Annotated in this window: 10 protein-coding genes and 1 pseudogene; 9 read left to right on the top strand and 2 right to left on the bottom strand. The window is 60.0% G+C overall.

Translation table 11 applies throughout. From position 1 onward, the window contains the following. Positions 1 to 404 precede the first annotated feature (404 nt). On the bottom strand, positions 405 to 2,120 hold the full coding sequence (locus tag P0M12_RS18415) for a 3-ketosteroid-delta-1-dehydrogenase (protein ID WP_003943733.1): 1,716 nt from the start codon (positions 2,118 to 2,120) through the stop codon (positions 405 to 407). 187 nt (positions 2,121 to 2,307) lie between these two features. Between P0M12_RS18415 and P0M12_RS18410 the strand changes: the two genes are divergently transcribed. From P0M12_RS18410 to P0M12_RS18395, 4 genes are all read left to right on the top strand, one after another. Further along, positions 2,308 to 2,646 (top strand): hypothetical protein, encoded by a 339-nt coding sequence (locus P0M12_RS18410; RefSeq protein ID WP_277376684.1) that lies wholly within the window; start codon positions 2,308 to 2,310, stop codon positions 2,644 to 2,646. Between the two features lie 64 nt (positions 2,647 to 2,710). Then, positions 2,711 to 3,259, top strand: coding sequence for a hypothetical protein (locus P0M12_RS18405; RefSeq protein WP_007726472.1), 549 nt, complete (start codon positions 2,711 to 2,713; stop codon positions 3,257 to 3,259). 470 nt (positions 3,260 to 3,729) lie between these two features. Then, positions 3,730 to 4,152, top strand: coding sequence for a hypothetical protein (locus P0M12_RS18400; RefSeq protein WP_003943727.1), 423 nt, complete (start codon positions 3,730 to 3,732; stop codon positions 4,150 to 4,152). Between the two features lie 98 nt (positions 4,153 to 4,250). After that, positions 4,251 to 5,501, top strand: coding sequence for an amidohydrolase (locus tag P0M12_RS18395; RefSeq protein WP_003943659.1), 1,251 nt, complete (start codon positions 4,251 to 4,253; stop codon positions 5,499 to 5,501). 18 nt (positions 5,502 to 5,519) lie between these two features. Here P0M12_RS18395 and P0M12_RS18390 read toward each other — a convergent pair. After that, a pseudogene (locus tag P0M12_RS18390) lies at positions 5,520 to 6,665 on the bottom strand (MFS transporter); the annotation flags it as partial. A gap of 127 nt (positions 6,666 to 6,792) precedes the next feature. On the opposite strand from P0M12_RS18390, the gene P0M12_RS18385 reads away from it, so the two are divergent. From P0M12_RS18385 to P0M12_RS18365, 5 genes are all read left to right on the top strand, one after another. Continuing rightward, positions 6,793 to 7,242: a helix-turn-helix domain-containing protein gene (locus P0M12_RS18385; RefSeq protein WP_007726458.1), complete on the top strand. Its 450-nt coding sequence runs from the start codon at positions 6,793 to 6,795 to the stop codon at positions 7,240 to 7,242. A 23-nt stretch (positions 7,243 to 7,265) separates the two neighbouring features. Continuing rightward, positions 7,266 to 7,868 carry a hypothetical protein gene (locus P0M12_RS18380; RefSeq protein ID WP_212633934.1) on the top strand — a complete coding sequence of 201 codons (603 nt, stop codon included), beginning with the start codon at positions 7,266 to 7,268 and terminating at the stop codon, positions 7,866 to 7,868. Positions 7,869 to 8,361: 493 nt separating this feature from the next. Then, on the top strand, positions 8,362 to 9,588 hold the full coding sequence (locus P0M12_RS18375; protein WP_007726454.1) for an aminotransferase class I/II-fold pyridoxal phosphate-dependent enzyme: 1,227 nt from the start codon (positions 8,362 to 8,364) through the stop codon (positions 9,586 to 9,588). Then, positions 9,585 to 10,784, top strand: coding sequence for an MFS transporter (locus P0M12_RS18370; protein ID WP_054187583.1), 1,200 nt, complete (start codon positions 9,585 to 9,587; stop codon positions 10,782 to 10,784). Before P0M12_RS18375 ends, P0M12_RS18370 begins: the two co-directional genes overlap by 4 nt. Further along, positions 10,771 to 12,372, top strand: a complete 1,602-nt coding sequence (locus P0M12_RS18365; protein ID WP_003943673.1) for a carboxyl transferase domain-containing protein — start codon at positions 10,771 to 10,773, stop codon at positions 12,370 to 12,372. The genes P0M12_RS18370 and P0M12_RS18365 overlap by 14 nt, the downstream gene beginning before the upstream one ends. Positions 12,373 to 12,376: the final 4 nt, after the last annotated feature.

Raw genomic sequence — 12,376 nt, 5'->3', positions numbered from 1 at the left:
TCTCATTCGAAGATCGACAGGGTGGGTGTCTACCCGGATGGTCGGAAAGGGGGTGGAACATGGAGATCCTTGCGTTGCGGATGAGGAATCACCTCATACGCTGTCGCTTCACGACGCTCCACACCACGGTTGAATTACCTGGGTACATACCTGTTTTTGCGCATTCGACCCGACCGGTCGATATCAGGCGCGCCTTCGGTAGATGGCATCTGTTCGAACAATCGCCAGTGCCCCATGTCACTTCTGGAGACGATACCGCGTCTTGGTCACCTGGCGCGTCAGCGTTACCGAGATGGGACATACAGGTGGCATCGCTCCTACAAGCCGAACGGGAGACCAGTGCACGTTCCCGGCATCGGAAACGCGTGCTGATCTCCCGTTCGGCGATCTGTTGCCTAGTGGATCTACTGCTGAGTCGAAGCTACTTTCTCGGCTGCGTGGTGAGCGGCAATGTATCCGTAAACCAGCCCCTGGCCGATCGTTGCACCGGCGCCCGGGTAGGTGTGACCGAATGCGTTGGCCGCAGTATTGCCGATCGCATACAGGCCGTCGATCACGCTGCCGTCCTCACGAAGCACGCGTGCATGCTCGTCCGCCTGCACACCGCCGCAGGTGCCGAGGTCGCTGAGCGTCATCTTCACCGCGTAGAGGGCACTCGTGTCGAGCTTCCTCAAGTTCGGGTTCGGGGACACTGTCGGGTCGCCGTAGTACCGATCGTATGCACTTCCGCCGCGACCAAATTCCGCATCGCTACCGGCAGCAGCGGCCTCGTTGAACTTCTCGAAGGACTCGGCAAAAGCCTCCTCGGGAAGACCGACCTTGCGGGCAAGCTCGACCGGACTGCTCGCCTTGTGCGCGATGCCGGAGTCGAAGAATGCCTGCGGAAGCGGCTGACGAGGGAAGATACCGCCTGCGAACACGTAGCTGTTGCGGTACTCCTGGTCGAAAACAAACCACATCGACTCGGCCGGATCTCCGGCCTTTTCCCGTTCGAGCACGCGCTGGCCGAACGACATGTAGTCCGTCGCCTCGTTCACGAATCGACGACCGGTCTGGTCGACGATGAACGAGCCTGGCAGCGCACGCTCTGCGAGCATCACCATCGGCGGGCGGCCCTTGATGCTTGCCACCGCCGGGAACCACCACGACTGATCCATCGATCCGATACCTGCGCCGAGCTCTTGTGCTGCCTCGATCGCTTCGCCGGTGTTGCCCTCTGCGCCCAGGCTCTCGTGCTCACCGAGGCTCTCCGACTGGTACTTGTGGCGCCACTCCATGTTGTGGTCGAACCCGCCGGCTGCCAGAACGACACCACGCCGAGCCGTCACCGTCACTTCACGTCCGTCTTGCACCACAACTGCACCCGTTACGCGGCCATCTTCGGTGATGAGCCGAACCAACGACGTTTCCGTCCACACCGGGATACCGGCCTGGACCACACCTGCGAACAGGCCGGCGGCGAGCGCCTGACCGCCTGCGATGTATTCACGCTTGAGTACGTACTTGCCGTAAACGCCCTGCGCCAGGCGGCGGATGATGCGAGGGAAAGCCTTGCTCGGCTTCTTCACCATCAGGTTCATCCACTTGTAGTCCGCACCTGTCACCGGCATCGGCAGTCCGGCTTCCATCAAACCGGGCCGCAGGCGACCGCGTTCCGCGCCGAGTACCGACGCGTCGAACGGCAGGCACTCGCAGGTACGTCCGGCGGCGCTACCTCCCGGCAGTTCGGGGTGGTAATCGGAGTATTCCTTGGCCCAGAAGAACTTCATGGGCGTCGTGCGGTAAAGCATGTCGACGGTGGCCGCACCGTTGTCGACGAATGCCTCCCCACGTTGGGCAGGGGCAGTATCACCGACCACCGAACGCACGTATGTCTTCGCGCGCTCAACGGTGTCGCCCGCACCGGCTTTCGCCAAGATCGGGTTGGCAGGCATCCAGAACGCTCCACCGGACCGCGCCGTCGAACCGCCAACGTACTGCGTCTTCTCCACGATCAGCGTGGACAAGCCGAGCTCGTTCGCGGTGAGGGCGGCAGCCATGCCGGTACCGGACCCGATCACCAGTAGATCGACAACGATGTCCTTGGCTTGTGTCGCGGGGGGTGCCTGATTCTTCGCCATTGAACAAATCCCTTCACGTGGTTATCGACGTAGAACGCTAAGGCAGTCGCGGCGCAGAAGGTTCCGGATGCCCAGTCAGCGGGACATTGCGAGTGGATTGGCGAAGAACGGCTCCTGCCACGGGTCGGGCGTTGTGCCCGCCCCAGCAGAATCGCGGCTTGCCTTCTTCGATGTCTGCACTGCTCACGTGAGGACAAATCCCAGCTTCGGCATCGTCGACGAAACGCTCGGCACCCTTGCACGCGGCATGCTTCCCCGCCTACGCCACGTCTTCGAGCAGCACCAGGCTCTTCACCGTCTGGCCGTCGAAGCGATTGTCAACGAATCCAGCGAAGAAGCTCCGTCACGAGGCGAAGTGATCGATGCACTGCGCGATTTGCTGCTCGAGTCCGTCGAGGTCTTTCCCGACAACCACGTCGTCCTCGGTCTGACAGACGCGTGCGGTTTGCATTTCATGGATGGGTACTGGCCGGCGGTTCGTTTCAACGGCGACGACGGCGTGATCGAGGTGACTGTCGAATCCTGACCGCGATCCTCGTCTCGGGCTGTCGGCTGATGTTCCTCGGCACTGATGAAGAATAATCATCTACATGAAATGGAACACCCCTACAGAGACCGGCTGGTTCGTCAACCTCGCCGAAGGTGGTTCGGCCGTATCGATATTCGATCCGTCGGGGAACGTTCAAGGCGAACTGATTCCCGCATCCGACGACGGATCGGAGAGCGTTGCCGGCGGGCGGAAGAGGAAATCGTCAACAGCCGAGCAGGATCGATCCAGGCTCACATTCCGCAAAGGCCGACCTGCATCACTTCGATTGTCCGACGGAACGATCGGGACCCTGATCGACCAGAAGCCCAAGGCCATGCGCCGCAAGAACAAGCTGTGCGAAGTCGATATCGCGGGCAGAACATACCTCTTCGTTCATTCATCGGGCCGAAAGGCAACAGCCCGGCGTAACGGAATCGCATTGGCACACATGGAACGTGGCCGATGGTCCGCTAGAAGCACCGTCGCCAGAAGAACCCTCACGGCAACGGACGCCCTTGACGAATGTGTCCTGACACTGTTTCAGAAGGTAGTGACACCTGGACGTACCGGCGCCTTCGATCAGGTACTGACCGACCTCAGCAACATATGACGTACGCCATATTCGGTGGATCTCAACCGCACTCGAGATACTGACTTTCAACTCTCAGGTCCACGGACATGCCTTGGACACAATGAGTTTCACATCTCGGAGCGGAAGGCTGAAACCAGATCATGGTCAATGTCGACGCTTTGAACACGCTCGCCCAGCGATTGTCGCCAGGTGCGATGATCACAGATCCAGATCTCCTCCAGTCCTATCGGCAGGACTGGAGTTTCGATCCCGCAGCCGGAACACCGGTTGCCGTAGTACGTGCTTCGACGACGGCAGAGGCGGTTCGACGGACGGCATCTGAGGCCGCCACATGTAGCGAATAGCGACGAGTACCTGAATTCTCCTGTGCAACCGGATATGGTGAGGCTGTCGTCTTCAATGCGGCGATGCAAGAAGGGAAGCTACGACCAAAACGTTACGTCGGGGAAGACAAGCAAATCACCTGGACATGGCTGGAGGCCTCCGTGATGAATCTCGTTCGCCGACTGAGCGTCTGCACATCCGTCGTGATCGCTTCTACTCTGACGTCGGTGGCGCTCGCATCCGCCGCGGTGACCATTCCATTCCAGGTCAACCCTGCGCCGTACGGCAACCCGAACGGCAGCTTCGACGCGCCGGCAGTCCGCTGCGTAGCTGTCGTCGGCGAACTACCTGGCACGGTGACGATCACCGGAGGCAATGAAGGCCGGTGGGGATGCCTGCTCTCGTCCGAAGTGCGCTGGCTGAACCTTTCGACCGGGGCCTCCGGCTCCGCTCGGCTCTCGGACGGTCTCAACGGAGTCCCAGCAGAGGCGATCGTGCAGACCGGGACCGGTCAAGTCGCTGTTGCCGTGCTGTCTGTGGCCGGATCCATCATCACCCCAGGTGTCACATCGTTCTACGTGCCGTAGCACCAGAACTCCACATCACCGGCACCGTGGGACCTAAGGTCCTGTTTACCGACCCGTCATCCCGGTTAGCCTGAAAAGACGCTACCGAGAGGACACTCATGACCTCGTCAGTGCACGAAACGATCTCCGTGGATCTGGATTTGATCGACCTGTACAAGGACCTCCACAGCCATCCGGAACTGGGGTTTCACGAGCAACGAACATCCAGTCTGGTGGAAAGACATTTAACAGCACTTGGATTCGACACCACCACCGGTGTCGGGACAACCGGAGTCGTCGGAGTCCTGAAGAACGGAGCGGGCCCCACAGCGCTGCTGCGTGCGGACATGGACGCCCTCCCGGTTCGGGAAGAAACCGGATTGGACTACGCCAGCACCGTGACAACGACCGACGACCAGGGGAAGACCGTCTCGGTCAGCCACGCGTGCGGCCATGACCTGCATACGACCTGCTTACTCGGTGCAGCCCGGATCCTCTCGCAGGACACGACGACCTGGTCCGGCACTCTTGTCCTCGTCTTCCAACCGGCGGAGGAACTTGGCGCGGGTGCGCAAGCCATGGTCGACGACGGACTGTTCGAGCGATTCCCGAAGCCCGACATCGTTCTCGGCCAACACGTATCGCCGCTACCGGCAGGCACGATCGCCGGGCACGCCGGCCCCTCGTATGCGGGATCGGACTCACTTCGTGTGAGACTGGTCGGAAAGGGCGCCCACGGATCTATGCCGGAGAACTCGGTCGATCCCGTGGTCATGGCGGCCGAAACCGTGTTGCGTTTGCAAACTGTCATCTCACGCGAGGTCCCGAGCACTGCAACAGCTGTCCTCACCGTCGGCTCCATCCATGCTGGAGATGCCGCCAACGTCATTCCCGGCGAAGCAGAACTGCAACTCAACATCCGCAGCTACGACGCAGTTGTGCGTCAGCGCATCCTGGACAGCGTCGACCGCATCGTCCAGGGCGAAGCGGCCACCGCCGGCGCTCCCACCCCACCGACCATCACCGAGACGGAGCACTTTCCGATCGTCGTCAATGACCCGGCGGCGCTGGACAAGACACTTGATGCGTTTGCCGAATGGTTGGGGACGAACAAGATTCTCGATCCCGGCGCAGGAGCAGGTAGTGAAGACGTCGGCATTCTCGCGACCAGTGCCGGTGCGCCACTGTCGTACTGGTTGTTGGGCGGTACCGACCCTTCACTGTTCACGACAGGTGACATGACCGATCCGGCTTTGCGAACCGTGCCGTCGAACCACTCTCCGCACTACGCTCCCGTGATCGAGCCGACCCTGACCATCGGTGTGAACGCCTTGGTCGTCGCGGCCAGGACGTGGCTCCCAACTCCCTAGAGTGTTGCGGGTCCGCAATCGATCGATCGTCCATGCGATCAAGGCTGCAAACGCGTAGGCGCCGCCGAGAATACTTGCAGCGCCCCACCCTGCCGCGTCGAAAACCATAGTGGTGGAAACCGCCCCAGCCGCGCTGCCCAACGAATAGAACACCATGTAACTACCGATGATCTGCCCGGACGATTCCGGTGTGTTCGCGACGATCAGATTCTGGCTCGTGACGTGAACAGCCTGCACGGCAAAGTCCAACGCAACAACACCGACTACGAGTAACACCAGCGAGTGCGTCGCCTGCGCGTTGAATACCCACGACAGCAAGAGAACGACCAACGACGCCCCGGTGACGCGTTGCGCTTTGCCTTGATCGGCCCACCGACCGGCACCGACCGCGCCCAATGCTCCAACCAATCCTGCGATTCCGAAGAGCCCGATCTGTGTGGTCGACAACCGCCATGGTTCCTCACTCAACGGCAGGGCCATTCCGCTCCACAAAGCACCAAAGGACGCGAAAAGGAACAAGGCGATCAGGGCCCGGGTGCGAAACAGTCGGTTCGTAAGCGTCAACGTCACGACAGACCCCATTGCACGCACGTACGAACGCCTATCGTGTTGCAAACGAGGATCTTTCGGCAGCATCGTCAGCGCGACGGCCGCGACCAGTACCGAAATGAAAGTGGATCCCGCGTAGACCGCCCGCCAGCCTGCCAGATCCGCAACTGCGCCGGCGACAGTCCGAGCGAGGATGATGCCGACGACAACGCCGCTGGTGATGACACCGATGTTTGCGCCCCGCTCGTCCGGGTCACTGATTGCCGCAGCATAGGCAACTATGACTTGAACAACTACCGAGAACGTGCCTGCGACCGCCATCCCGATCAACAGCTGCAGATTCGTGGTGGCCAGAGCAACAAGCATCGTTCCCGTTGCAGCAGCGACGATCTGGATTGCGATCAATTTCTTTCGATTCACGAGATCGCTCAATGGCACCAACACGATCAACCCCACCACATAACCGAGTTGGGCGAGTGCGACTACGAAACCGAGGCCGGCCGGAGGAATGGAAAGATCCGAGCCTATTTGCCCGAGGAGCGGCTGTGCGTAGTAGATGTTGGCTACCGAGACCCCGCAGAGCACTGCGAGCAACAGGCGAAGTCCGCGAGACATTTTCAACTTGCCCCGCGCGTTCTCGACAGCATGACGTGCAGTCACTTCCACCTCAACTTGGTTGCGTTTTGATACCATTTGGAGGTTACGTCAATACAGTTTCAAAACGCAACCAATGAGGAACTCGATGCCGGATCGCGCACAATGGACGGACCCGCACTGCCCGACGGCCCGAGCGGCCGACATCATCGGCGACAGATGGTCGCTGCTGATCGTGCGTGACGCCTTCGACGGGTCATCGAGATTCAGTCAGTTTCAACGAAACCTGGGCATCGCAAAGAACATTCTCACGGACAGGCTCAAAGTCCTTGTCGAGCAGGGAATCTTCGAAGTCCAACCGAACGCGCAAGGTACCCGCAACGAGTACATCCTGACCGAACGCGGTATGGATCTGTTCATCGTGATCATTAGCCTGCGACAGTGGGGAGAGCGCCACGCCTTCGATGACGGTGAGCCACACTCGATCTTGATCGACGACACCACGGGCGATCCGGTTCCCAGGCTTCGACTGATCAACACACGGAATATCGACCTGGACCCTACAAGTACACATGTGGAGAAGGTCGAGGAAGGTTGACCCGCAACTCGCCAGATTGACAGATGGGTGCACATGATTCGAAGTACGCGCATACTCCGACCATGACTGTCGATCTCGAGTTCTCCTGGCCGCAGTTTCTCTGGATTGCATTCATCTTCGTCGGCGTGCCCGCAACTATCGGCGCGAGCATCATCTGGACAATCTGGCGTTCGGAACGAACTGGCCTGGAGCACTCCACGACCGCCCTCGGCGGCGGGCACACGGGATCGGGCTCACTCGGACTGTGGCGCACCGGCCTGTTGGCCTTTGCACTGGGCTTTCTGTCTTGTGTGGGCTGGCTCAGCTGGTCAGCCGACTACAAAGGCGGATTCCGCGGCCCCGGCCTGCCTGCCCCGACACAGTTCCCCACCTGGCAGGTCGTCGCCTGTGGACTGACAGTGATTCTGGCGTGTTTCGGTTCCGCACATTGCTCGCGATGGATGAAGGCGGGCGGTATGACGGCCGCTGCCGGCACTGCTGCAGGATTCACCACAGCATTCAGCATCGACGCCAGTGCCGATGTCACCGGACAGGCAGGCGTGGGCGTCGCACTGTCCACAATCGGATGGGGCCTCACCCTTACCGCACTGATGCTTCTGCGCGGCAAGTGGTCGCGACGAGGATGAATCATTGCCGGATCATCCATACTCCGAGTAAAGAATTCGATAAGCGGACCTAACACGTTTTGAAATTCATTAAGAAGAAAATCGATTCCAGATACAGGATCGCCTGATTGCCGAACCTCCACGAGATCCTCGAAAAATATGAGACAGAAGCCTTATCGCTTCCGTGCCAACCCTTTGACGCATGCGGATCATAATATTCTTCGAACATCACGCGGAAGTGCACACAAGTCTGTGACTCACGGCATTATCCGATTTATCACGGGAAATCGTGATAAATCATCACCGTCTCTGAACTGCAACAACGCCTTAAGTTACAGATTCAACTAGTTCCAAACCATAGGGTTTCTTCCTTTTTCTCGGCGTCTCGATTCCGTAATGCTTGACATCGAATTGTCTTTCGTTCTCAATGAGCGATGTCAACTGACGATGATGCATCTCAGTGCATCAACGCAGTAATTCCGCTATCGAATCCAGTGAAGGGACCAGCCGCGAAATGACGGTTGCCGAGAGCTTGAAAGATAGGAATCTGTACTCCAACCTCAGGCGTGCTGCTGATTTGAGCAACCCATTCTGGGATCGCGCAGTCAGTGAGGGTCTGGCCGATATCACCGCCGATCGCGTCGCAGGTTTCGAACACCGGACGATCCAAGGATACGAATTCGAGAACTTCTCCACGTACTCGTATCTGGGGCTCGACACCGACGACCGAATTCGTTCGGGTGCGATCGCCGCTCTCGAGCGCGAACGAACGTTGAACAGTTCCATCTCGCGGATGAGAGTCCACTCCAGCCTTCTCGACGACACAGAGGCCGCGTTGAGCGAACTGCTTGACGCACATGTGCTCACCCTCGGATCCGCCGCAAACGCTGCGTGGAGTTTGCTCCCCCTCGTTGCGTCCGGGTTGCTCACCGGCGGTGAACCTCCCCTCATGGTGTTCGACAAGAACGCACACTTCTGCCTCAATGCGATGAAGGCGAGCGTCGCCGACGAAACGACGATCGTGACCATTCGGCACGACGACGTCGATGAACTCGAAAGTCTTTGCCGAACAAATTCTCAGGTGGCATACGTGGCGGACACCGTCTACAGCACAGGCGGGAAGGCGCCCCTGAACGAACTGTTTGCATTACAGGCCAAATACGGACTGATTCTCGTTCTCGACGAGGCGCACAGCACCTCGGTCATCGGACACAACGGGCGTGGCGCGGTCCTGGATCTCATCGGCAGCCTCAATGATCGAACATTCTTGCTGACATCACTGAACAAGGGATTCGGTGCTTCCGGCGGTGCGATCGCACTCGGTCGGAACGGGGGCAGTCGAAATCGTGATCTCGCACTTCGCTACGGCGGCCCGCTGACGTGGTCGCAGCGTGTGAACGTAGCCGGGCTGGGTGCTATTGCGGCGTCCGTGGAGCTCCACCGCAGCGGAGAGGTCGACAAGCGGCAGCGGCAACTCCGCACGGTTGTCGAACTGTTCGATTCGCTCGTCGACACGCCGGCATCGGGCGATGGACTCCCGATCCGCTTCGTCACGCTCCACGAGGAAGAACAAACCATCACCGCAGCACAGAAACTGCTGGCTAGCGGTTTCTACACATCGGCGGTCTTCTTCCCTGTCATCGGCCGGGGCAAAGCCGGGCTGAGACTGATGCTTCGGGCGGACCTTCCACATGCAACGATCGAGCGCTTCGCCGACGTCCTACGAAGTGTCACGGAATGAGCGACGACCGCACTGTCGCAGTGACACCGCTGGCTTGTGCCGTCGTGTTGACAGCACAAATGGCCACGACCATCTACCTCCCTTCACTGCCGAAGATCGCGACGGATCTGGGCATCGAAGATTCCGTGGTGAAGTGGTCGGTGACACTCTTCGTGATCAGTGCCGCACTTCCGGTGGTCGTGTGGGGGCGGTTGGCAGATCGACTCGGACGCAGGACGGCACTGTTGTCCAGCTTGGTATTGTTCGTGATCGCCTGCATTGCATTGGCTTTGGTCCAGAGCGCCGCCGTACTACTGATCGGCCGGATCGTTCAAGGCATCGGAGCAGGAGGTGCGGCCATCATCGTGCGAATGATGGTGAAGGACAAGTTCACCGGTTCGGAGTTGGCTAGCCGCTTGTCGCTGTTGTCGATGGCATTTGTGGTGGCACTGGGCGGTGGCCAACTGATCGGCGGCGCTCTTGCGTCGTTCACCTCGTGGCGAACCGGCTTCGGCGTGCTCGGAGTACTCGGAGCAGCACTCGCTGCGGTGGCACTGAGGACCGAGAACACCACAGTCCGCGACAACAACGAACGCGTTGTTCGGTGGAATGCCATAGTCCTGACACCCCAGTTCTACAAACCAGCCATTGCGGGGGGCCTGGGTTTCGGCGCGATAGTCCTTGTGCAGCAATCGAGCCCCTTCCTGTTCAGCGATCGATTCGACTTGCAACCGTGGGCATTCGGAGCCTTCGGAATCCTCTACGGAACCGCCTACTTCAGCGGCGCGCTTTACGTCAATCGAAGGGCCACAACCGTCGGTTCAGAGAAGTTGATGCGTCGAGGTGCGCTGTGCATGCTGCTTGCCGGCCTCGTCCTCATGCTCTGCTGGTATCCCCCACTCGGTTCCACGCCGTTGCTCGCGGTCTTCCTGCTCGGATACATCGCACTGACATTTGGGCAATCGCTTCTCTTCCCGAACTCGGCAGCATCAGCAGTGACGCATTTTGCTGAAGGCGGAGCCATCGCCGTCGCGTACTGCGGACTCGTACAGCAGGGAATTGCCGGCATCGCCTCTGTAGTCGGACCTCTCGCATCCGATGAGCGCGTGTGGTCGGCAATCGTCGCACTGATCACTGCAGCAGCGACTGCGCTCGTATTCTCCCTCCGCACAGCTTCCTCCGAACCGACAGTAGGTACGTCCCATGCCCGTCATTGAACGCACCGCACAACTCGACCCCGGTACCCGCGAGCAAAACTTACTGGCATACAAGGAAATTCGCGAGCGAGTTGCGGACGCGCAACACTTGTCCGTTCACGGGGCACCCGAGCGGTCGGTCGCCAAGCACCGGGCTCGCGGCAAATTGCCCGCTCGCGAACGCATCGATGCTCTTCTCGACGTGCAGTCCCCGTTCTTCGAGATCGGACAACTGGCCGGATTCGAGGTGTACGACGAGCAACTCCCGTCGGCTGGTCTGGTCACGGGCGTAGGGCTCATCCGCGGCTCACTCTGCGCCATCTTCGCGAACGACGCCACCGTCAAGGGCGGCACCTACTACCCGCTGACCGTCAAGAAGCAACTGCGATTGCAATCCGTCGCTCGTCGGCTGAGGCTGCCGTGTGTCTATCTCGTCGATTCCGGAGGTGTTTTCCTTCCGATGCAGGACGAGATCTTCCCCGACGAGCACCATTTCGGCGAGATGTTCAAGAACATCGCCGAAATGTCGGCAGACGGCATCGTTCAGATCGCAGCAGTCATGGGTTCCTGCACGGCTGGAGGTGCATACATCCCAGCGATGTGCGACGAGACCGTCATCGTCCGCGGTACCGGCACCGTCTATCTGGGCGGCCCTCAGTTGGTCAAGGCTGCAACCGGTGTCGACGTCGAACCGCAAGAGCTCGGCGGCGCCGACGTGCACGGGGTGATCAGCGGCGTCGTCGATCACATCGCCAACGACGACATCGAGGCTCTGAGCATGATCGCCGACATCGTCGCCCGCGGTGATCGACGGGAGGTACGGGCGCCGTCACGATCTCCGCGACCACCTCTTCACTCCCCCGAGCAGCTCGACACGGTGATCCCGGCTTCCTCGAAAACCCCGATCGTCGCGCGCGACGTTCTGGCCCACCTGCTCGATGCCAGCGAATTAGTCGAGTACCGAGCGAATTACGGCCGAACCATCGTCTGCGGGACCGGCCACATCGAGGGGTACACCGTCGGGGTCATCATGAACGACGGTGTGCTCTTTTCGGAGGACTCCCTCAAGGCCGCGAACTTCGTCGAACTGTGCTCACAACGAGACATCCCATTGTTGTTCCTGCACAACGTCAACGGATTCATGGTCGGGAAGCAGTACGAGGCGGAAGGTATCGCCAAACACGGCGCGAAACTGGTCAATGCCGTTGCCTGCGCCAGGGTTCCCAAGCTCAGCATCGTCATCGGCGGAAGCTACGGGGCGGGAAATCTCGCGATGTGCGGACGCTCGATAGGTCCTGACTTCATGGCCGTGTGGCCGAACGCGAAGACCACCGTGGTCGGTTCCGAGCAAGCAGCGTCGGTGATGGCATTGATGAAGATCGAATCTGCGCGCACACGCGGAACTCCGCTCACGGAAGAGGAAATCGAGGAAATCAAACGGCCGATACGCGAAGGTTACGACCGGCAGGGCGAGTCGGTGTACGTCGCATCCAGGCTATGGGTTGACGCGATCGTCGACCCGGTCGACACGCGATCCTGGGTTTCACTCGCGCTGTCCATGCTTCCCCGCAATCACGGAACAACGCGCTTCGGCGTCTTCAGGATGTGAGAAC

This window comes from Rhodococcus sp. RCBS9, from assembly GCF_029457415.1.
In the GTDB taxonomy this organism is placed as follows: domain Bacteria; phylum Actinomycetota; class Actinomycetes; order Mycobacteriales; family Mycobacteriaceae; genus Rhodococcus_F; species Rhodococcus_F qingshengii.
Note: the sequence above shows the minus strand (reverse complement) of the source record. Positions and strands in the feature narration are given on the sequence as shown.